Annotated in this window: 20 protein-coding genes; 6 read left to right on the top strand and 14 right to left on the bottom strand. The window is 63.0% G+C overall.

Annotation, left to right across the window (positions count from 1 at the left end):
- Positions 1 to 37 precede the first annotated feature (37 nt).
- The 5 genes from AWB70_RS08090 to AWB70_RS08070 are packed head-to-tail and all read right to left on the bottom strand — an operon-like array spanning position 38 to position 4,985.
- Positions 38 to 1,084 (bottom strand): CobW family GTP-binding protein, encoded by a 1,047-nt coding sequence (locus AWB70_RS08090; protein ID WP_053572074.1) that lies wholly within the window; start codon positions 1,082 to 1,084, stop codon positions 38 to 40.
- A gap of 22 nt (positions 1,085 to 1,106) precedes the next feature.
- On the bottom strand, positions 1,107 to 1,679 hold the full coding sequence (locus tag AWB70_RS08085; protein WP_053571315.1) for a UbiX family flavin prenyltransferase: 573 nt from the start codon (positions 1,677 to 1,679) through the stop codon (positions 1,107 to 1,109).
- Entirely contained in the window at positions 1,676 to 3,061 is a 1,386-nt protein-coding gene (locus AWB70_RS08080; protein ID WP_053571314.1) for a UbiD family decarboxylase, read from the bottom strand. Before AWB70_RS08080 ends, AWB70_RS08085 begins: the two co-directional genes overlap by 4 nt.
- A gap of 56 nt (positions 3,062 to 3,117) precedes the next feature.
- Positions 3,118 to 4,053 carry an amidohydrolase family protein gene (locus AWB70_RS08075; RefSeq protein ID WP_053571313.1) on the bottom strand — a complete coding sequence of 312 codons (936 nt, stop codon included), beginning with the start codon at positions 4,051 to 4,053 and terminating at the stop codon, positions 3,118 to 3,120.
- Entirely contained in the window at positions 4,053 to 4,985 is a 933-nt protein-coding gene (locus tag AWB70_RS08070) for an amidohydrolase family protein (RefSeq protein ID WP_053571312.1), read from the bottom strand. The genes AWB70_RS08075 and AWB70_RS08070 overlap by 1 nt, the downstream gene beginning before the upstream one ends.
- 223 nt (positions 4,986 to 5,208) lie before the next feature.
- Between AWB70_RS08070 and AWB70_RS08065 the strand changes: the two genes are divergently transcribed.
- Complete coding sequence (locus AWB70_RS08065) at positions 5,209 to 6,102, top strand: LysR substrate-binding domain-containing protein (RefSeq protein WP_053571311.1); 894 nt, start codon at positions 5,209 to 5,211, stop codon at positions 6,100 to 6,102.
- On the opposite strand, the gene AWB70_RS08060 is transcribed toward AWB70_RS08065, so the two are convergent.
- Positions 6,080 to 6,985: a LysR substrate-binding domain-containing protein gene (locus tag AWB70_RS08060; protein WP_053571310.1), complete on the bottom strand. Its 906-nt coding sequence runs from the start codon at positions 6,983 to 6,985 to the stop codon at positions 6,080 to 6,082. The two genes, AWB70_RS08065 and AWB70_RS08060, sit on opposite strands and share 23 nt — an antisense overlap.
- 104 nt (positions 6,986 to 7,089) lie before the next feature.
- On the opposite strand from AWB70_RS08060, the gene AWB70_RS08055 reads away from it, so the two are divergent.
- Positions 7,090 to 7,545 (top strand): (2Fe-2S)-binding protein, encoded by a 456-nt coding sequence (locus AWB70_RS08055; protein ID WP_053571309.1) that lies wholly within the window; start codon positions 7,090 to 7,092, stop codon positions 7,543 to 7,545.
- On the top strand, positions 7,542 to 9,752 hold the full coding sequence (locus AWB70_RS08050; protein WP_087086241.1) for a xanthine dehydrogenase family protein molybdopterin-binding subunit: 2,211 nt from the start codon (positions 7,542 to 7,544) through the stop codon (positions 9,750 to 9,752). Before AWB70_RS08055 ends, AWB70_RS08050 begins: the two co-directional genes overlap by 4 nt.
- Positions 9,753 to 9,795: 43 nt before the next feature.
- Here the strand turns inward: AWB70_RS08050 and AWB70_RS08045 are convergent, their stop codons facing one another.
- Complete coding sequence (locus AWB70_RS08045) at positions 9,796 to 11,013, bottom strand: FAD-dependent monooxygenase (RefSeq protein ID WP_053571307.1); 1,218 nt, start codon at positions 11,011 to 11,013, stop codon at positions 9,796 to 9,798.
- A gap of 128 nt (positions 11,014 to 11,141) precedes the next feature.
- Between AWB70_RS08045 and AWB70_RS08040 the strand changes: the two genes are divergently transcribed.
- Positions 11,142 to 12,107, top strand: a complete 966-nt coding sequence (locus AWB70_RS08040) for a LysR family transcriptional regulator (RefSeq protein ID WP_053571306.1) — start codon at positions 11,142 to 11,144, stop codon at positions 12,105 to 12,107.
- Positions 12,108 to 12,129: 22 nt separating this feature from the next.
- Here AWB70_RS08040 and AWB70_RS08035 read toward each other — a convergent pair whose 3' ends face one another.
- From AWB70_RS08035 to AWB70_RS08015, 5 genes are all read right to left on the bottom strand, one after another.
- Positions 12,130 to 12,702, bottom strand: a complete 573-nt coding sequence (locus tag AWB70_RS08035; protein ID WP_053571305.1) for a carboxymuconolactone decarboxylase family protein — start codon at positions 12,700 to 12,702, stop codon at positions 12,130 to 12,132.
- Between the two features lie 52 nt (positions 12,703 to 12,754).
- Positions 12,755 to 14,227, bottom strand: coding sequence for an MDR family MFS transporter (locus tag AWB70_RS08030; RefSeq protein WP_053572073.1), 1,473 nt, complete (start codon positions 14,225 to 14,227; stop codon positions 12,755 to 12,757).
- A gap of 234 nt (positions 14,228 to 14,461) precedes the next feature.
- Positions 14,462 to 15,796: an MFS transporter gene (locus AWB70_RS08025; protein WP_053571304.1), complete on the bottom strand. Its 1,335-nt coding sequence runs from the start codon at positions 15,794 to 15,796 to the stop codon at positions 14,462 to 14,464.
- A 43-nt stretch (positions 15,797 to 15,839) separates the two neighbouring features.
- Positions 15,840 to 16,649, bottom strand: a complete 810-nt coding sequence (locus AWB70_RS08020) for a sugar phosphate isomerase/epimerase family protein (RefSeq protein WP_063786748.1) — start codon at positions 16,647 to 16,649, stop codon at positions 15,840 to 15,842.
- A gap of 18 nt (positions 16,650 to 16,667) precedes the next feature.
- On the bottom strand, positions 16,668 to 17,411 hold the full coding sequence (locus AWB70_RS08015; RefSeq protein ID WP_053571303.1) for an SDR family oxidoreductase: 744 nt from the start codon (positions 17,409 to 17,411) through the stop codon (positions 16,668 to 16,670).
- Between the two features lie 121 nt (positions 17,412 to 17,532).
- Here AWB70_RS08015 and AWB70_RS08010 point away from each other — a divergent pair, with 121 nt between their 5' ends.
- Positions 17,533 to 18,447 (top strand): LysR family transcriptional regulator, encoded by a 915-nt coding sequence (locus tag AWB70_RS08010; protein ID WP_053571302.1) that lies wholly within the window; start codon positions 17,533 to 17,535, stop codon positions 18,445 to 18,447.
- An 89-nt stretch (positions 18,448 to 18,536) separates the two neighbouring features.
- Entirely contained in the window at positions 18,537 to 19,418 is an 882-nt protein-coding gene (locus AWB70_RS08005) for a class I SAM-dependent methyltransferase (RefSeq protein WP_053572072.1), read from the top strand.
- 112 nt (positions 19,419 to 19,530) lie between these two features.
- Here AWB70_RS08005 and AWB70_RS08000 read toward each other — a convergent pair whose 3' ends face one another.
- Together AWB70_RS08000 and AWB70_RS07995 are read right to left on the bottom strand one after the other, a co-directional pair.
- Positions 19,531 to 20,187, bottom strand: coding sequence for a peroxiredoxin (locus AWB70_RS08000; protein WP_053571301.1), 657 nt, complete (start codon positions 20,185 to 20,187; stop codon positions 19,531 to 19,533).
- A 60-nt stretch (positions 20,188 to 20,247) separates the two neighbouring features.
- Positions 20,248 to 21,450 carry an acyl-CoA dehydrogenase family protein gene (locus AWB70_RS07995; RefSeq protein ID WP_053571300.1) on the bottom strand — a complete coding sequence of 401 codons (1,203 nt, stop codon included), beginning with the start codon at positions 21,448 to 21,450 and terminating at the stop codon, positions 20,248 to 20,250.
- Positions 21,451 to 21,457 lie beyond the last annotated feature (7 nt).

Genomic DNA, 21,457 nt, shown 5'->3' with positions numbered 1-21,457 from the left:
CCGGCGCGTCGCTGTGCGCGCCGGACGCTATCGCTCGTCAGGCTGCGACCGGCACGGCGAGGCAGGCATGGAAGCGCTCGTTCAGCGTGGCGCGATCCAGCTCGCGTCCGATGAACACCATGCGGCTCGAACGCGGCTCGCTGCCCCACGCCTGCGCCGCTTTCAGTTCGATGATGTCGTGTACCCCTTGCAGCACGTAGCGGTAGGGCTGACCCTTCACCGCGAAGATGCCTTTCATGCGAAAGAGCTTCGTCGCATCGGCTGCGCGCAGTTCGGCGAGCCAGGTTTGCAGCGCATCGAGATCGATGTCCGCGTCCACTTCGATACCGACGGAAGACACGCTTTCATCGTGATGGTGATCGTCGTGATCGTGCTCATGTTCATGATCGTGATGGTGATGTTCCTCCGCTTCGACGAGCTGTTGCGCGAACTCGTTTGCGCCCACGCCGAGAATCCTGCGCAGATCGATTTGCGCATAACTCGATTCGACGATCTCCGCCGTCGCATTGAGTCCGCGCAGCCGCTCTTTCAACGAAGCGATTTCCGCAGACGTCACGAGGTCCACCTTATTGATGACGATGCGATCCGCGCACACGATCTGATCGACCGCCTGGTTGTCGCGGCCGTCGAGCACGAGATCGTCGAGATGCGCGGCGATGTGCTTCGCATCGACCATGGTCACGACGGCGTCGAGCGTCACGCGTTGCGCGATCGGGTCGTCGATGAAGAAGGTCTGCGCGACCGGATACGGATCGGCGAGCCCGCTCGTCTCCACGATGATGTGATCGAGCCGTTCCGGCCGCTCGACGAGCATGCGCACGATGCGCACGAGATCCTCGCGTACCGCGCCGACGCAGCACACGCAGCCGTTGGTCATCTCGTAGATCTCTTCGGTCGATTCGAGTACGAGCCCGCCATCGATGCCGACTTCGCCAAACTCGTTTTCGATCACCGCGATCTTGTGGCCGTGCTTCTCGCGCAGAATGTAGTTCAACAACGTGGTCTTGCCTGCGCCGAGAAAGCCGGTCAGCACCGTGACGGGAATTTTTTCGAATGCGTTATGCGTCGTGTGGATATGCGTCATCATCTTGTCTCCTTCGAGTGAGTCATGCTTCGTGTTCTTTCCAGCGCGTGACCGCGCCGCAATCGAGTCCGAACAGATCGAGCACGCGGCCGAGCGTGTGATCGATCATCGCGTCGAGCGAGGCCGGGCGCGCGTAGAACGCGGGCACCGGCGGCGCGACGATGCCGCCCATTTCCGTGACCGCGACCATGTTGCGCAGATGCGCCAGCGTGAGAGGCGTTTCGCGTGCGAGCAGCACGAGCGGACGGCGTTCCTTCAACGTGACATCGGCGGCGCGCGAGATCAGGCTCGACGAATGGCCGCTCGCAATTTCGGCGAGCGTCTTCATCGAGCAGGGCGCGACGATCATCCCCAACGTGCGAAACGAGCCGCTAGAGATGGCCGCGGCCATGTCGTCGCAGCGATACGTGACGCTCGCGAGCGCGCTGACATCGGCGAGCTTGTAGTCCGTTTCGTGCGACATCGTCAGCAGTGCGCTGCGAGATACGGTCAGATGCGTTTCGATGTCGAGTGCGCGCAGCAATTGCAGCAGCCGCACGCCATACACGAAGCCCGACGCGCCGCTGATGCCCACCGCGATGCGCCGCGTGCTCATTGTCCGGCTCCTTTGATGATGTCCATCGCGCGCCGCATCGCTTCATCGCCGATGCGCGCGCGTATGCCGTCGAACTTCGCGCCGCGCGTCGCATCGATGCCCATGCGCGATGTCGTGCCGTTAGCCGACGAAGACGGATCGAGCGGACTGCCCGGCAAGCCATCGACGATGAACACGTCTTCGTGCGGCTGCGCATGCGTCGCCATCGCCCAGAGCACCTGCGAGTCGTCGCCGATGTCGATATCGCTGTCCACCGCGACGACATGCTTGAGATAAGGATCCCAGCCGAGCAGCGCGAGCATGATCTGGCGCGCTTCGCCGTCGCGTGTCTGATTGAGCGCGACATAGCAATGAAAATGCGTGCCCGAGTTCGGATAGTGCAGCGCGGTCACCGAAGGAAAACGTGCCTTGAGCTTCTCGCTCATTTCGGCTTCGCGCGGCAGACGTGCGAGCGTGAGATGCTCGGCATACGGACCGCCGACGACATCGATCAGCCACGCATCGCGGCGGCGCATCATCGTATCGATGCGCAATACGTTGTTGGTCGAACGATCCGATGAGTAGCCTGTGAATTCGCCGAACGGGCCTTCTTCGGCGTGCTCATCCGGATCGATCGTGCCTTCCAGAACGAACTCGGCCGCGGCCGGCACGCCGATGCCATGACGCGGGGTGCGCACCAGTTCGAGCGACGCGCCGAAGAGTCCGCCCGCGATTGCGCGCTCATCCATGCCGAAGGGCACGCGCGCCGCCGCGGCAAGCATGAACAAGGGATGCGCGCCGATGACCATCGCGACCTTCAACGTGCCGCCGCGCGCCTTCGCGGTTTGAAGCATGCGCCACGCATGGCCGCGCGAATGCAGGCTCGTCGCGAGCGCGTTGCGTGCATGGCGCATCGAACGGTGATAGCTGAGATTGGCGATGCCCGTCACCGGGTCTTCCGCGACGATCACGGCATTCGTCACATAGGGACCGCGATCGGTGTCGAAGTGGCGGATCATCGGCAGTTGCGCGAGATCGACGCAATCGCCTTCGATGACTTCATCGAGCACGGGACCGCTCGATACATGAACCGGCGCGATGGGCGCGTTGGCGCGCTGCTGATAGGCGTCGAACAAGCCGCTCGCGTTCGTATCGAACAAACGCGCGATGCGTTCACGCGATGCGAAGAAGTTGGTCGCCAGAGGCGTCGAGATGCCGTCGACGTTCTCGCACACGAGCATCGGATGTTGTCCGCGCGCGGCGAGTTGCGCGACGATCGCGGTCACGTCCTGATCGGCGGAAACGGATTCGCGAAGCGTCAGCACATCGTCGGGATATCGCTCGCGGTATATCTCCGCGAAACGATGAAAGTCCTGCGTGGCGCGCAAGAGGTTATCGGCCATCGTGAACTCCGTCGTGAGAGAAGCGAGGGCGCGTGGACGACCGCGCCCATGTGATGTCAGGCAGGCTGAGCGATGTCGTCGTCGCTCTTCACGTAAGTGGCCTTCAGCCGCTTCTCCGCTTCGGCAAGATCCTTCGGCGGTTTGGTCGGCTCGATGCCGACCAGCCGCGCAATGTTGTTGCCCATGTAGTCTTCGAGTCCGTCTTCGTCGAGATCCATGCCTTGCGGCGCGGGTCCGCACAACATCTCCAGCTCGCGCAGCCACATGCCCGGCTCGTTCGGCGGCGAGTCCGTGCCGAACACGATCTTGTTGCGCGGCAACTCGCGCGCGAACTCGACGATGCGCGACTGATAGCACCAGCCCGATTCGCAATACACGTTGGGCGTGTCCATCGCCATCCAGAAGGCTTCGAACGAGTAGTTGCCGCCCGTCTGAATGCCGAAGTGACCGATGATGAAGTTGACCATCGGGAACTCGCGGATGATCGGATAGAACTGGGTGGGAATGGTGTACGGCCCGTCGCCGGTATGGATCAGCACGACGACGCCCAGCTCCGCGCATTTCTTCATCGCAGGACGCAGCCAGTCGAGCGCGCGATCCGGACGGTAGCCGTGCATGTTCGCGTGCAGCTTGAGCATCTTGAAGCCGTACTCCTTCACGTGGAATTCGAGTTCGGCCGCGCCGTTTTCCGGGCCCCAGCGCGGGTTGTACGTGAAGTTGCCGATGAAGCGGTCGGGATACTTCTGCGTCAATTCGGCGATATACGACATGTAATCGCGAATGCCTTCGCGGCCGCGCCGGTTGCCGTCGCGATAGCCGGTATTGCCGGGGGGCGGCTGAATGAAGCCCATGTCGATGCGGCGCGGCTTGCCGTTGATGATGTACGGGCCGTCCATCATCTTGAGCAGGCGCTCGCCGGTGAAAGGCTCGCCCGTATGACGCCAGGCTTCGTCGACGAGATTGGTCGGATGCAGATGGGTATCGATGATCATCAGCGGGCTCCAGCGTAGTCGGCTTCTTTGCATTGGTCGAGATAGGCTTGCGCTTCTTCGACTGTCTTGGGCGGCGCGCTCGGTTCGATGCCGAGCATGCGCGCGAGGTTGTTGCCGAGATAGTCCTCGAGCGTGTCCTCGTCGAGATTCAGGCCTTGCGGCGGCTCGTGGCAGAGCACTTCGAGCAGGCGCAACCACATGCCGGGCTCGTTCGGCGGCGTATCGGAGCCGTAGAGAATCTTGTGCGTCGGCAGCACCTTCGCGAATTCGACGATGCGCGATTGCAGGCACCAGCTCGATTCGCAATACACGTTGGGCGTGTCGAGCGCCATCTGATACGGCTCGAAGCAGTACACGCCGCCCGTCTGCACGCCGAAGTGCGCCATGATGAACGGCACGGACGGAAACTCGCGGATCAGCGGATACCATTCGCTCGGAATGCTGTACGGGCCGTCGCCGGTATGCAGCTTGACGATCAGGCCGAGGTCCGCGCATTTGCGCAACGCCGGACGCAGCCAGTCGAGCGCGCGATCCGGACGATACGCGTGCATGTTGGCCTGCAACTGCACCATCCTGAAGCCATGCTCCTTCGCGTAGAACTCGATGGCGTCGGCGCCGTTTTCGGGACCGCAGCGCGGGTTATAGACGAAGCAGCCGAGCAGGCGGTCGGGATACTTCTGCGTCATCTCGACGGTGTACGCCATGTAGTCGTCGATCGACTCGCGGCCCGTGCGCACGCCATCGGTCCATGTATAGATGGTGTTGCCCTGCGGCGGCTGGATGAACGCCTTGTCGATGCGTCGCGGCTTGCCGTTGATGATGTACGGCCCGTCCATCACTTCGATGAGACGCTCGCCGGAGAAGGGCTCGCCGTCATGGCGCCAGGCGAGGTCGACGAGATTCGTCGGATAACAGCTTGTGTCGATGATCATTGTTCTCGATCTCCTTGAGGGAATCGCTAACAGGCGTATCGATGGAACGAAAGCGCTCGAAACGAGGCTTTTCCATGCGGCCCTTTGCAAGACACATCGCGGTGTCTTCCCCTCGCCGGCATCGAGTGTCACACTGATGCGCACTGCTGCTTGCGATGCAGTCTCACAAGTAACGCGCGCTCTGTACAATATTTTTTAACCACGATCTTGATACGTTAGCGATATGGACATGCGGCTTTTGCGGTACTTCGCGGTGCTCGCCGATGAACTGCATTTCGGCCGCGCAGCCGCGCGGCTGCACATCTCGCAGCCTCCCTTGAGCCAGCAGATCCGAATCCTCGAAGAGGAGATGGGTACGGCGCTCTTTCTGCGCTCGCAGCATCGCGTCGAACTGACGGAGGCAGGGAAAACACTGAAAGAACAGGCGCCGCTGATCTTCGCGCAGTTCGAGCGCGCGATCGATCTCACGCGTTGCGCGGGGCGCGGCGAAGTGGGCAGCCTGGAGATCGGCGTCATCAGTTCCGCAATGGTCGAACCCATTCCCCGCACGCTCGGGGTGTTCGCGCGCAAGCATCCGCAGGTGCGCTGGACGCTGCACGAAATGACGCCCGCCGCGCAGATTCAGGCGTTGAAGGAGCGCAGGCTCGACGTGTGTTTCTTCCGCGTATCGCACGACGATCCGGAGATCGTCAGCGAGGTGGTTTTGCGCGAACCCGCGATGGTCGCGCTGCCGCTCGCGCATGCGCTCGCATCGCACGGGGAGATCGCGTTGCGCGAACTGGAAGGCGAGCGCTTTCTATCGTTCGGACTGTTGCAGTCGCAACTCGCGCGTTTTCTGCGCGACTGCTGTGTCGAAGCGGGATTCACGCCGCGTATCGAGCAGGAAGTCGTCGAGTTGCACACGCTGCTGTGTCTCGTGCGCGAAGGGCTCGGTGTCGCGCTCGTGCCCTCTTCGGCGCGGCAGTTGTCGAGCGGCGGCGTCGCATTCGTGCCGCTCGCCGAGCCGTCGCCGGAAGTGTCGCTGCATGCGCGCTATCGCGCGGAAACGCCGTCTCCGGTGCTTGCGCGATTCCTCGAAACCGTGCGCGAAACGGCTACGGCGCAAGGTCCAGCCTGACCGTTTGCGCGACGAGTTCGCGGATTGCCTCGACGAGCGGGGCGACGCGCGCCGCTTTCTCGTGCGGCCACACGGCGTAGAGGTTGTAGTGCGTCGGAATCTCGATGTGCGTTAGCTCAACCAGCCTGCCGTCGCGCCGCGCATCTGCGGCGAGCAGGCCGCGCGCGAGTCCGACGCCCGCGCCCGCACTCGCTGCCGCGATCAGTCCGGCGGCGTTATCGAAGATCGCGATCGCTTCGGGTTCGACGGCGGGCAGGCCGGCCGCATCGAGCCACGGAATCCATGAGCGCTTCGTGTAGCCGAGCAAGGGCAGTTCGAGCACCTGTTCGGGTTTCAACGGCGCAACGAACCCGCGCGCTTTCAAAAGCGCGGGCGAACCCACGACTGTCAGACGATCGCCGCAGATCAGCGCGTTCTCCAAGCCATCCCATTCGCCGTAGCCGTAACGCAGCGCGAGATCCACGCGTTCGAACGCGCTGCGATCGTGACGCGGCGCGGACAGCAGCGTCAGCGACGTGGCCGAGAGTCCGCCGAGCAAGGCGGGCAGCCGGGCGACGAGCCAGCTTTGCGCGAGTTCCGGATCGACGTCGAGCGTGATCGACTGTTTCACCGCGCGCTCCTTCACGAACGACAACGCGCGATCGATCTGCTCGAAGCCATCGGTCAGTTGCTTGGCGAAGAGCGCGCCCGCATCCGTCAGCACGACGCGCGCGCTTTCGCGCACGAAGAGCGGTTGCCCGACGAAATCCTCGAGCGTGCGGATCTGCTGGCTGATCGCGCTATGCGTGAGCGACAACTGGCGCGCCGCGCTCGAAAAGCTGCCGGCGCGCGCGGCGTGCAGAAAGGCCTGCATCGACTGGATCGAAGGGTAGCGCTTGAGCATGGGTGTTAGCCCGGCTTACGGATGATGGAAGAAATCGTCGCTGGCGCTCTTTTCGAGCGCTTCCAATAATGGCCGCAAACACGACGACATTCAGGAGACGGCGCATGATCGAAATCATCGTCAACGACACGCGGCACTCGCTCGACAATGTACCGGAAGACATGCCGCTCTTGTGGGTGCTGCGCGAGCGCATCGGGCTGACGGGCACGAAGTTCGGCTGTGGCGGCGGCTTTTGCGGCGCATGCACGGTGCATCTGGAGGGCGAAGCGGTGCGCGCCTGTCTGCTGCCTGCCGTGGCCGTCGCGGGCAGACACGTCACGACGATCGAAGGCTTGTCGAAGGACGGCATGCATCCGTTGCAGCGCGCGTGGGTCGCGGAGGACGTGCCGCAGTGCGGCTACTGTCAGTCGGGGCAACTGATGCAGGCGGCGGCGTTTCTGAAGGGCAAGCCCGCCATCGACGATGCGAGCATTACCACCGCGATGTCCGGCAATATCTGCCGCTGCGGGACGTATGCGCGCATTCGCCGTGCAATCAAACGCGCGGCATCGGAGGCATGATGCGTATCGATCATCATGGCGCGGCGCGGCGTCGCTTCATCAAGCAAAGTTCGGCGTTGCTCGCTTCGGGGCTCGTAATCGGATTGCATCTGCCCGACGCGCTCGCGAAAAACGGCGATGCTGATCCGCAACGCGGTGAGTTCAAGCCCAACGCATGGGTCCGCGTGCTGCCCGACGACACGATCAAGCTCGTCGTCCACAAGCACGATTCGGGCACCGGCACGCACACCGCGCTCGCGGCGCTCGTCGCGGAGGAGCTCGATGTCGATCCGTTTCGCATCGAGGTCATCACGCCGGAGGACCCGTTCTACGCGGACTACATTCATCCCTTGTGGAAGGTGTTTTCGACGGGCGGAAGCACGAGTGTGTCGCTCGAATACGATCGCTTGCGGCACGCGGGCGCGACCGCGCGCGCGATGCTGATCGCGGCGGCGGCGAAGCAATGGAACGTGCCGCCTTCCGCCTGTTCGACCGACAACTGTGTCGTCGTCGACGAAGCGAGCGGTGCGCGCGCGAGCTATGGCTCGCTCGCTGTCGTCGCGGCGAGCCTTCCCGCGCCGAAAGACGTGCCGTTGAAAGACCCGTCGCAGTTCAAGTACATCGGCAAGTTGAAGAAGAAACGCGACGCCGCGCCGAAGACCACGGGCGCGTTTCAGTACAGCATCGATGTGCGCCTGCCCGGCATGCTGGTGGCGGTCGTCACGCGCGCGCCGGTGATCGATGCACGCGTGCGCAGCGTCGATGCCGGGGCCGCGCTGGCCATTCCCGGCGTGCGGCGCGTGTTGCAGATTCCCGGCCGTCCGGATGTGCTGGGCGGCAATCAGGCGGGCGTCGCCGTCCTCGCCGACGACTACTGGTCGGCGCACAAGGGTCAGGCTGCGCTGCACATCGAATGGGAGGACAGTCCGTTCGAAAACTTCGACAGCCGCGATCTCTCCGCGCGTCAGGCCGCATGGCTCGATGACAAAGAAGCGCGCGTCGTGCCGACCGTGACGAACGGCGATGCGCAAGCGCTGCTCAAGCGCGCCCCGCGCGTGATTCAGGCGTCGTATTCGATGCCGTACAAGGCGCAGAATCCGCTCGAACCGATCAACGTGACCGCATGGGCGAAGGACGGCGGCATCGAGTATTGGGGCGGCTTGCAGGTGCCGTCGACGGTGCAGGAGGCGACCGCCGTCATCGGCCATATTCCGGCGGAGCGCGTCGTGCTGCATGAGCGCGTGTCGGGCGGCAGCTTCGGCGCGCGCGAATCGAAATACTGGCTGTTCGAAGTGACCTGGCTCGCGTTGCAAACGAACAAGCCCGTCAAGCTGATGAATAGCCGCGAGGACGAGATGCGCGCGCTGTTCTATCACGCCGCGAGTCATCATCGCGGACGCGCCGTGCTCGATGCGAAAGGCAATCTCTCCGCGCTGGAATTGCGCGCCGTGATGCCGGCCTCGCCGGAACAATGGGAGCCGGGTTATTTCGATCGGCCCGATCGCATGGACTACAGCACCACGGAGGCGATCAGCAAGTACGAGTTCGCGTATGGCGCGCCGAACGTCGATGTCGGCTGGGTGCGTCACGAGACCGGCGTGCCGACCGGCTGGTATCGGGCGGTGAGCTATATCCCGAACGTGTTCGCGGTTGAGTCGTTCATGGACGAAGCGGCGCATGCGGGACATCGCGATCCCGTCGATTTTCGCCTCGCGCATATGAAGGATCCGCGCCAAGCCGCCGTGTTGCGCGAGGCCGCCGCGCGTGCCGGATGGAACACGCCGATCCCGCACGGAACCGCACTCGGCGTCGCGACGAATCGGGCCTACGGCAGCTATATCGCGGTGATCGCGCGGGTGGCGCGGACGAAGGACGGCATCGTGATCGAGAAGCTCACGTGCGTCGCCGACTGCGGGCTGGCCGTGTCGCCGGGGGGCGTCGAGGAGCAGCTATACGGCGGGCTGATGTGGGGACTCGGACACGCAACGGCCGATCGCATCGATATTCGTCACGGGCGCGTTCAGCAGACCAGCTTCGATTCGTATCGCGTGATGCGGATGAGTGATATGCCGGAAATCGATATCGTCATCGTGCAGGGCGATGCGTCGAAGCCCGGCGGCGTCGGCGAGTTGTCGAGTCCTTCGGTTGCGCCCGCGGTGGCGAACGCGGTGTTCCGGCTGACGGGCAAGCGGCTCCGGCACACGCCGTTCGATCTACGCAGCGTGTAGGCTCGCGCTCACCCGCTCGGCGCTCGCGCGAGGTAAGCGCGGCTCAAAGCCAGGTGCCGCCCTGGCGTTCCGTCGGCTCTTGCGCGAGCGCGTCGAAATCGTGAATCCAGTCCAGATGATGCAGCAGGCTCTCGCGTGAGCGAAGGCGGGCGTTGCGCGCCTGCGCCTCGGGTCCGTCCGGCAGATGCAGCACGTCGGCGGTCGTGATCGAGGCGTACTGCACTTTGCGCGTGCGGCCCCGGCGCAGGCGCTCGTAGGCCTCCTGCGCTTCGCGCCAGCGGCCCGGGCCGGCCTTGGCCAGTTGCGCGGCCAGCACCACGGCGTCTTCGATCGACTGATTCGCGCCCTGGCCGTGATGCGGCACGAGCGCGTGCGCGGCATCGCCGATGAGCGTCACGCGCCCCTTGCTCCAGCGCCCGAGCGGCGGACGATGAAACAGCCCCCAGCGCTGGCTGATCGGCACTGCCGAAATCATCTGCACCACCGCCGGATGCCAGTGCTTGAACAGGCGCAACTGCTCGCCCTCGCTCGCGGGCGTGACCCAGTCGCGCGACGCCCACGGCGACGGATGGCGCTCGACGAGCAGGAAGTTCTGATCGCCTTTGTCGCCGATCGGATAATGCAGCAGATGCCCCAGCGGTCCGACCCAGAACTGGATGGCCTCGGGATCGGGCAGCAGATCCATGCGTTCAGCCGGCACCACGCCACGAAAACCCGAGCAGCCTGAATAGAGTGCGTCGTCGTAGCCGAGCATCCAGCGGCGCGTGATCGAGCGCGCACCGTCCGCGCCGATCACCAGATCCGCGTCGATGCGCTGGCCGTCGGCGAAGCTCAGACTCACGCGATCCGCATGCTGCACGAGATCGGTCAGCCGATGACCGAGATGGATGCGTTCCAGCCCGACCGCGTTCGACAGCACGGCCTGCAGGTCCGCGCGATGCACGCCCCAGTACGCGCCTCCGAACTGCTGGCGATAGCTCGGTTCGCCGCGATGCTGTCCGATCACTTCGCCGCTGCGCCCATCGCGATAGATCAGCGCGGGAATTTCGGCGCACACCGCATCGAAGGCCGCACGCAATCCCATGCGCTCATAAAAGCGCGTCGCGTTCGCCGAGAGCGCGACTGCCGCGCCGACCTCGCGAAGCTCGTCGGTCTGCTCGTAAAGCTGCACGTCGATGCCGTGTTCCCGCAGCGCGAGCGCGAGCGTAAGGCCGCCGATGCCCGCGCCGATGATCGCGATCTTCATATCCAGCCGTTCCATGCGATGTCTCCAGTGGTCCGACTCCGTGTTCGAGTCGGTGTCTGAATTCTCGGTACGGGGCGCGTATTTCACAATAAAATGGCGCGAATCAGCATCATCACTGAAATCAATAAGTCCGGACGCGCGCCATGAATCTCGATGAAGTCGATCTCAATCTGCTGCTGCTTTTTCAGCGCCTGATGCAGGAACGGCACGTCTCGAAGGTGGCCGAGCAGATGAACATGAGTCAGCCGGGCGTCAGCAACGCGCTCGCGAAACTGCGCCGGCGGCTCCACGATCCGCTGTTCGTGCGTGGCCCCGGCGGCGTCGTGCCCACGCCGTTCGCATTGCGTTTATCGGAACCGGTCGATCAGGCGCTCGCGATCCTGCGCGACGCGCTTAATCCTGCAACGGGTTTCGATCCGCTGCGCGTCACGCGCACGATCACGATCGGCATGACGGATATCGGCGAGGTCGTCTTTCTGCCCGCGCTCGTCGAACGGCTATCGCGCGAGGCGCCCGGCATCGCGCTCAATACCGTGCGCGACACGAGCGTCAATCTGAGCAACGAAATGGCCGAGGGCAGGGTCGATCTCGCCATCGGCCTGTTGCCGCAGTTGAAGGGCGGGTTCTATCAGCGCCGCCTGTTCGATCAGGGCTATGTGTGTCTTTTCAGGCGCGGCCATGCGCTCGACGATGCGCCGCTCACGCTCGCCGCGTGGCGCGAAGCCGAGCATCTGGTGGTGGTGTCGGCGGGCACCGGACACGGCCAGGTGGAAGATTGGCTGAAACAGCGGGGCGTGCAGCGCCGCGTGCGCCTGACGGTGCCGCACTTCATGAGCGTGGGCTATATCCTGCAACGCACCGATCTGATCGCCACGGTGCCGGAACGGCTGGCATTGCAGCTGGCGGCGCCGTTTTCACTGAGCCTGCGCTCGTTGCCCGCGACGTTGCCCGCCGCGCCGATTCATTTGTTCTGGCATGCGCGCGTCCAGCAGGACGAAGGCAATCGATGGTTACGCGGGATGGTGATCGACCTGTTCGCGAACTCGGCGACACGTACGCGCGTAACGAAGACCGCGCGGACGAAACAGATGCCTTCTCCTTCTGCCTGAACAATGCGACTCGGTAGATCTGTCACCCGCGGCTGCTTTCGTTGTTCGCGGGCACCAGTTGAGCCGGTAGCGGGAAATCGATCACGGTATCGTTGATCCGGTTCACCAGGTTTCCAAACGTGATGGAAGCGATCGCCAGAGACACGCCGATCACCTGATGTTCGCTGTAGCCAGCCGCGCGAAACGCATCGAGTTCGGCAGCGGGCAGCGTGCCCCGGGTTTCGACAAGAACCTGGACAAAACGTATCAATGCATCTCGCCTGGCGTCGCCCGTAGGCTTTCCTGCGAGGATCAGGGCCATGACGTCCTGCGACAGGCCCGAGAATTTGCCTTTCAGCGCGTGAGCCGCTACACAGTAATCGCAGCCCGAAATCTCGCTGACGACCAGCTTGAGCGTTTCGATATCCGCGTTCGACAGTTCGCTTCGGGTGACCGCTGCGTCGATAGCGAATATGGCCTGAAGTCCGTCAGGACTGTGGGTGCCGATCGTCGCAAATGCATTGGGAACTTTACCAACGCTTTTTTTGACCTTCGCGAATACGTCCGCGGTTGCGCCAGTCGCGGTTTCAAGCGTGGCGGTAGTAAGACGGGTCATGCCAACTCCTTTGATGTTTCGGGTTAAGAGATATAAAACAACGAGCCCACACTCAACGCTGAGGCGCTTCACGGCTTCCGGTCGCAGTAACCGTAGGCACGAGAACCGTGAACACGACGATTGCCAACGCGACGATCAAGAGTCCGACGAACGTCAGATGAACCGAATGGTGCAACGCCAACCGAATCGCGGCAAAGCTATCCATGCTGGCCGGTGCTGACTCGATCACCTTGCGCAGTTGATCGGACGTGACCACGCCAAGCGTCTTCGAATGAGCGAGTCCGTAGTTGAGCACCGCGCCGAAGACGGTCGCGCCCAGTGTGCTTCCAAGATTGCGCGAGAAAAGGTTCGACGCGGTAGCGCTGCCGCGCTGCGACTTGTCGACCTGCTCCTGGATGAAGACGAGTGAAGTGACGCTGAGCGCGCCCATTCCGAAGCCCATGACCAGCGATCCGATACCGGCCAGAAGCGGTGCGCTATGCGGGGTCAACGAGACGAAGACCATCGCGCCAACCGGGATCACCGCGCTTCCACCGATCAGCAGCTTGCGCAGATCGAACCGGTGAAAGGAGCGGGCGGAAAGCGTGGCGCCCAGCGGCCACCCCACCATGACCATGGTTAGCGCAAAGCCTGCGACCACCGGCGTGCGATGCAGCACACCCTGAACATACATCGGCAGGAACGTTGTCAGCCCCATCAAGGCCATGCCGGAGAAGGCCGTCGCGAGGTTGGTCATCGCAATGGGCCTATGCCCCCACAGGCTAAACGAGATCATCGGGTCCGGGCTTCGCCGTTCCTGCCAGACAAAGAGCGCTGCGCTTGAAATGAACACGCTGGCGCTGAGCATCGCGTGCGTATAGTTCGCTGTACTCAGGCTCGTCAAGCCGATCATGAGCGCGGCGATGGCGACCGTGAAGAGAACCGCACCGCCGATATCGATCGACGACCGGGCATCTCTTTCGTCTTCATGCAGGAACAGGACAAATCCCGCCGCCGAAATCAATCCTATCGGGATGTTGATCCAGAAAATCCACGCCCACGAAAAGTCGCGCACGATAAAGCCGCCGATCATCGGTCCGAGGACCGCCGCCGTCGCCCACACGCTGGCCAGATAACCCTGGACCTTGCCACGCTCTTTTGCCGGATAGAGATCGCCGACGATGGTCAGCGTGACCGGTTGTATTGAACCGGCGCCGATGCCTTGAATGAGTCGGGAGACGATCATCGCGGGCATCGACCAGGCGAAGCCCGCCAGCACCGATCCGACCAGAAAAATGGCGATGCCGGTCAGCATGATGCGCTTGCGGCCAAAGATATCGGCGAGCTTGCCGAAGACCACCGTCATGGCGGTCTGCGTCAGCAAAAACGACGAGAAAACCCAGCTATATAAATGCAGTCCGCCGAGTTTCGTCACGATCTGCGGCATGGCGGTCGAGACGATCGTCGCTTCGATGGCGACCATCGCGAGCGAGGCCATCACGGCTGCGATGACAAGGGGCCTGGATGTCTTCGATCTGGAAGACAGGTTGCCTAACATGGTGCTCATGATGTTCCCGCTTAAATGGCGACGGTTCAGGACATGGTTTTCGCGTCGACCATGTCGATAGACTTGGCAAACCGTCTATCCCAAATAAGCGGGAATCTCCGGATGGCCCATGCTCAACTGTAGGGCCGTGCTACCCGTTTTTCACTGTCCAGAAGGCTCGAAAATAGGCTCAGGCGTCTCAAACGCATGAGAAGCAAGGTTGCAGACCCGTTCTCAATCCAGGTGCTTCCCAAGCCGCTCAAGCGGCACGTTGTAGGTTTCTCTCATCGAGTAGATCGACGCCGCGGACAGCAGACACACGAGCGCTGCGAAGACTGCCGGCATCACCCAGGGCGCGGTGCCGAACTTGCCGATCAGCGCCGTCTCGATCAGCGGAGCAAATCCGGCGATCGCGAAACCGAACTGAGTCCCGATTGCCATTCCCGAGAGTCGCACTTGCGTGGGAAAGCGCTCGGCGTAGGTCGCCGGCCAGACGGCATTCGTGATGCTGTACACGACGCCACCGAGAAAGACGCCCGTAACGAGCACCAACGCATCGCTGCCCGTCGTGATTGACCACAGGAATACCGCGGCGCCGATCGCGCACAAGATGTTGCCCGCGATGAACACCGGGCGTCGCCCGATGCGATCGGAAATCGTCGCATAGACCGGGATCGTGAAAACGGCGATCAGATTGCCGATGATCGCCGTCCACAGCATGGTCGACGTGCTGACATGGTGCTCCATCGTGCGCGAGAACGACAACGCGAACACGGCAAACGTCGTCCCGATGGATGCGACCAGGGCCGCGAAGAACACTTGCAGCAGTTCCTTTCGGTACGTCGTCAGGAGCGTCTTGAGCGGTGCCGGCGGAACTTCGCCGTGCGACGCCTCGCTCTGGAAAGCCGGTGTTTCGTCGAGTCGCGAACGTACGATGAAGCCGACGACGACAACCGCCGCGCTCAACCAGAACGGCACCCGCCAGCCCCACGAGAGCAATTGATCTTCCGACAGCAAGGCGGCAAGCGGCAGTACGACTGCTGGCGCAAGCACCTGACCGCCTTGCGTTCCGCTCAACGTCCAGCTCGTGTAATAGCCGCGACGGTGCGCGGGAGCGTGTTCGAACGACATCGAATTCGCACCGGCCTGTTCGCCAGCCGCCGATATGCCTTGCAGAATACGCAACACGACGAGCAGCGCGGGCGCGAGAAGCCCTGCGCTCTGATAGCTCGGGAGGCAGCCGACAAGAAACGTCGATACGCCCATCAAAAGCAAGGTGCCGACCATCACGACTTTTCGGCCCAGACGATCGCCGTAATGCCCCATCAGGAACGAGCCGAGGGGACGGGCCGCATAGGCGACACCGAAGGTTGCCATCGATGCAAGAGTTGCGGCAGCCATGTCGCCCGGCGGAAAGAAGATGCGCGGAAAGACGAGGGCGGCCACCGTACCGTAAATGAAGAAGTCGTAGTACTCGAGCGCACTGCCGATCCATCCGGCGATGGCGGCTTTCCTGGCCTGCCGCCGGCTGTCGGCAGGTGCATCCGCGAGTGCGGCGCTGTCTTGTATTGTGTTCGTCGTCGTGTTTGTCTCCGTATATGTGTTTGCAAGTTCAGATCAGGGGCCGGGCACTGTCCTGTAGCAGCTGGTCGGTGGCCTGTCGAAGGAGGGCCGCCCGTTTGGCCGAATGCGGTTCGTGGGCGAGCGGCACTTCCACCGATAGCGGCACGTCCTTGGGCAATGCAGCGAGCAAGGCCAGCAAGGGCAGGTTGCCTTCGCCGGGCAAGAGCCGATTTCCGCGTGCCTCGTCGATGATCGCTGAAGGCGGCGGCGATTCGATCGGCGCATCGCAAAGCTGGACGCTGCCGATCAGCGCGGGGTCGAGCGCCGCGACCGCTTCGACGGTGCCGCCCGAGCGGATCAGATGTAGCGCATCGATCAGCACGAAAGCGTTGTCCTTGCCGACCGCCTTGACGATATCGACCGCGTCTTCGAGCCGGGCGACCGGGCGCCAGATCATGAATTCGATGTCGAGCGCGAGTCCGAACGGCCGGGCGAGATCGCATAGCGAGCCCAGACAGTCGATCGCGCGTGCGCGCTCCGGATCGTCGATATTGATGCCGACGCGCCGTGCGCCGAGTTCCGCGCCTGCCTCGAACGCAGGCGCGTAGTCGTCGACGCGCGTATTCGCGGCGATGCGAACCACTTCGATGTCGGACACCACGACATCGTGCGCTTCCATGAGACGCTGGGTGGCGCGCAACTCGGGCGAGCCCGCGCGCAGCGGATACGCAATTCCACCGGGCATGGGAGAACACAAGCGGATGCCGACGGCTCGAAAGCCGGCTTGCGCGGCGAGCGGAATCAGATGTGGCGGCCCGACATCGAGCACGGTGAGATGAGCAAGGGAAAGCCTGTTCATTGGATCGTGTCCCGGCGGTCAGTACGTGGCACGGCCGCCCGTCAGATCGAATGTGGCGCCCGTCGTGAACGAGCACTCTTCCGTTGCGAGCCAGGCGACCATCGACGCGACTTCGTCGGGACGGCCCGCGCGCCCGAGCGGAATCTTCGCGAGCACGAAGCTGCGCGCATCGGCGGTCATGTTGCGCAGCATGTCCGATTCGATGGCGGCGGGCGTGACGCAATTGACGCGAATGTCCGTGTCCGCGAGCTCCTTGCTCAGCGATTTGGTCAGGGCGATCACCCCGGCTTTCGACGCGCCGTAGGCGCCCTGATTGGGATTGCCTTCCTTGCCGCCGACCGACGACAGGTTGACGATACGTCCATGCCGCGCACGGCGCAGGTACGGCAGCACTTCGCGGCAGCAGATGAACACGCCCGTGAGGTTGATATCGATGACCTGCCGCCACGCGTCTATCGCATACGTTTGGACGGGGCCGATCGGGCCGTTGATGCCCGCCGCGTTGATCAGAACGTCGATGGAGCCGAAGCGTTCGGCGGCAGACTGTGCCGCGGCGGCAACGCTGGCGGCGTCCGTCACATCGACCTGAGCCGACGAAACAGCACGAACGTTCTCGGCTGCCGCATGAGCGGCCGCGCCGTCGATATCCCAAAGCACGACTTTCGCGCCGGAAGCGACGAATCGTTCCGCGATCGCATAGCCGATCGCGCCGGACCCTCCGGTGACGACGCATAGGCGATCCTGCAAGTCCAGCTGGTTCATCTTTCCTGTCTCCGTGAGAGGGTGAATTCGTTTGAACCGATACTAGGGACTAACGCCCGCTTTGTCGTATGCCGAAAGTCCGCTAACGTATAACTTTTGGTTAATCGTCGGGGCGGCTGCAATGCGGTTCAAACTTCGCCACATGGAGGTTTTTCGCGCGGTCATGCTGACCGGGTCGGTCAACGCGGCGTCGAAGCTGCTTTTCGTCTCACAGCCCGCCGTGAGCAAGCTCGTGTCCCATGTCGAGACGACGCTCGGCTTGCGCCTGTTCGAGCGCTCGAAAGGCCGTCTGGTGCCGACGGCGGAAGCGCATGCGCTTTTCAGGGAAGTCGAGCAGGTCTATCAGGCGGCGGTGCGCGTGGACGAGTTCGCTCACGCGCTTGCGCTCGGACCGTCGAGTCTGCTCCGGGTGTCGTGCAGCGCGTCGCTGGCGATGAGCGTGGTCGCGCCGGCGCTCGTCGAACTCAAGAGAAAGCTCCCTGCGCTGACCGTAAGCTGGCAGACCACGCTGATGGCCGACATGCCGATGGAGTTGCTGAGCAAGGAAGCGGAGGTCGCCATCGCCGCCATGCCGGTGCTGCATGAGCACCTGGAAAACGTGCCGTTCATGTACGGGAGCATGGTCTGCGCCATGCCGAAGGGGCACAGGCTGGAGGCTCAACAGGAAGTCTCGCTCGCGGATCTGGCGGAAGAGCCCGTCGTGCTGTTCAAGCGCGATATTCCTTTCGGAACGGTGATCGCGCAAGCCTGTCAGCAAGCCGGCGTTGAGCTCAAATCGACGATCGACGTGATGCGTGCGGACCAGGCGCTCGCCCTCGTGGAAGGCGGCCTTGGCGTGACGATCGTCGATAATTTCGCTACGACGGGAAGTGCGCTGGTCATTCGCCCGCTGCGTGAAGCTATCGACTTGACAGCGCACTTCGTCTATTCGCGTTTTGCACCGCCATCGCGTAATGCGAGCGTTTTCATGCAGGCCGTGTACAAGCGGGCGACTCTCTTGCAACGAGCGATTCCGGAGGCTTTCGTTCCTGAGTGAGGTCTTGTAGCGAAGGGTGTATCGACATATGGAGCAGATTGTGCAAGAAACGCGTATCGTGTCTCGTATCGCATACCTGCCTCGACTTTATGACCCATATTCGGCTTGTTCGGGCGCGCACCATCACGATCGCCGCGACCTTCTTCATTGTCACGCTGGCCGGATGCGCGTCCTCCGCACCGGATGCGCAGAATGCATCGCGCGATTCGCAATCGAAGATTGCCGGCGCCGCGCCGCTGGATGCAGCCATTAGCGGACCACAACGAAGCGATAGGGCGCGTGCACGCGATGTCTATCGTCATCCGAAGGAAACGCTCGAGTTCTTCGAGATCGCCCCGACACAGGCGGTGCTGGAGATCGCCCCGGGAGGCGGATGGTACACGGACATTCTCGCGCCCTATCTGCACGATGCGGGTCAGCTTTACGAAGCGCAGTATCTCAGCACGTCTGCTGATCTCGCCGCCGAGGACAATGCAACGGATACGGCCTATCGGCGCAAACTCGCGAGCGCACCGGCGGTGTATGCAAACGTCGTGGTCGGCACACTGCACGCGGGCCGGTTTATCGACTTCGACGCGCACGAACGCTTCGATCGTGTGTTGACGTTTCGAAACATCCACAACTGGATCAAGGACGGGCAACTCGATGCGAACCTGCGTGCGTTCTTCGACGCGCTGAAGCATGGCGGCGAGCTTGGCGTCGAGGAGCATCGCGCGCGGGCGGGGACGACTGTGCAGCAGATGATCGATTCGGGCTACGTGACGGAAGCGTTCGTCATCGAGCACGCCCAGGCGGCGGGTTTCGTGCTGGTTGGGCGCAGCGAGATCAATTCGAACGCGAAGGATACGAAAGACCATCCACACGGCGTTTGGTCGTTGCCGCCCACTTATCAGGGTGGGGACGTCGACCGGTCGCGCTATGCCGCGATCGGCGAGTCGGATCGGATGACGCTCAGGTTCATCAAGCCATAGCGAATGGATTGATACATCGATGGACGCGTTGCGCCTGCTCGCAATCCACATCATGCGACAGACGCGCTGACCTGGGGCACGGTCAGCGCGTTGGCTCGCCGGGACGAACGACTTACTTCGGCTGTGCGACCGTGCGCAAATAAGGCTTGAGCGTTCGGAATCCCTCCGGGTACTTCTGCTTCGCATCTTCATCCGATATTGAAGTCGGAATGATGACGTCTTCACCCGGCTTCCAGTTCACCGGCGTCGCGACCGTATGCTTCGCGTTCAGTTGCAACGCATCCAGCAGGCGCAGGACTTCGTCGAAGTTTCGGCCCGCACTCATCGGATACGTGAGGGTGGCCTTCACGCGCTTGTCCGGACCAACCAGAAAGACCGCGCGGATGGTCGCGTTGTCGTTGGCCGTGCGCGGACTACCGCCGCTCGCGTTCGGATGAATCATGTCATACAGCTTCGCAACGACGAGCTCGGCATCGCCGATCAACGGATAATTGACCGCCGTGCCTTGAGTCTCCTCGATGTCCCTGGCCCATTGCGAATGATTCGTGACGGGATCGATGGACAAGCCGATGACTTTGGCACCGCGCTTGTCGAACTCGGGCTTCAGCTTGGCCAGATACCCGAGTTCCGTGGTGCAGACGGGCGTAAAGTCCTTGGGATGCGAGAACAGTATTGCCCAGTTGTCGCCGATCCACTCGTGAAAGCGGATTGACCCTTCGGTCGTCTCCGCCGTGAAATCGGGGGCTTCATCGCCAATGCGAATTGACATGTCTTTTCTCCACGTTACTGCATAAGGAAAGTCTCTAAGCGAATCTGCCCGCCGCATCGCTCAGAACGTGCGACCTTCGATCAAATGCGTCTTCACGTCATTGAGCACGTAATCGCCGACGACCTTCGCCTTGTGATGCAGCGGATTGTGGCTGAAGATCGTGCGCAGGTTGCGCCAGTGGCGGTCGAAGTTATGCTTGCGCGACGTCGCCGATGCGCCGCCCGCATCGAAGAGCCGCTCGCCCGCCTGCAACGCGAGCTTGCCCACGACGATCTGCGTGCGCGCCGTCGCGAGCGCGCCCTGGAGCACCAGCTCATCGGCGCCGGGATCGTTGCGCAGGATCGCATCCGAAGACACGCCGAGCGTGCGCGCATTCTCGCGCACCAGTACGTCGATGGTATGGCTCAGCGCCGTCAGTTCGCCCACGACTTGCTGGATGAACACGTCCTCGCGCGCGCTCGGCGCGGTGGAGTGCATGACGGGGCGCCCGTGCCCGGTGACATAAGCGCGTGCGTCAGCGACGATGTTGCGCACGATGCCCGCCGCCACCGCCACCAGATGCAATTGCCGATATGCGCCGCCATGCCGGCCGATTAGCGAGCCATAGCCTTTCTCGACGACCTCGCTGGCATCGACGCGAACGTCGTTGAACATCGTGCTGCCGCTTGCCGTCATGCGCTGGCCCATGCCGTCCCAGTCGTCGAGCACGTCGACGCCTTCGGCGCGCACCGGAATGATCGCGGTGACGCCTTTGCCCTGTTCATCGACGAGATTCGTGCGGACGAAATCCGCATACGCGGTGCCGGTCGTGTAGTACTTCTTGCCCGTCACACGAAAGTGATCGCCTTCGCGGCGCAGCACGGTTTCGATCTCGCCCGCGCGCGCCGTGCCCTGTTCTCCCGATGCGCCGCCGAACAGCGCGCCCTCGACGATGCGGCTCACTTGCCGGTCGTGAAACGCCGTGCGCGGTGCGAGGCGCAAGGACTCGACCACGTCGAAATGCACGCGCAGCGCATGCGCGACGTTCGACTCGGCCGCGGCGAGCGTTGTCACGACGTGAAGCGCGTTTTCGAGCGTGCCGCCGAGGCCGCCGCGTTCGACCGGAATGCGCAGTGCTCCGAGACCCGAGCGACGGAACGCGTCGAAGGCCGCGAAGGGTAGTTCGCGGCGGATTTCGCGCTGTGCGGCATCGACGCCAATTTCTTCGGCGAGTGCGGGCAAGGCGGCGAGGGCGTCGGATAGTTTGCTGGTCTGAGTGCTCATGATGGAG

Origin of the sequence: Caballeronia cordobensis, from assembly GCF_001544575.2 — a bacterium.
In the GTDB taxonomy this organism is placed as follows: domain Bacteria; phylum Pseudomonadota; class Gammaproteobacteria; order Burkholderiales; family Burkholderiaceae; genus Caballeronia; species Caballeronia cordobensis.
Note: the sequence above shows the minus strand (reverse complement) of the source record. Positions and strands in the feature narration are given on the sequence as shown.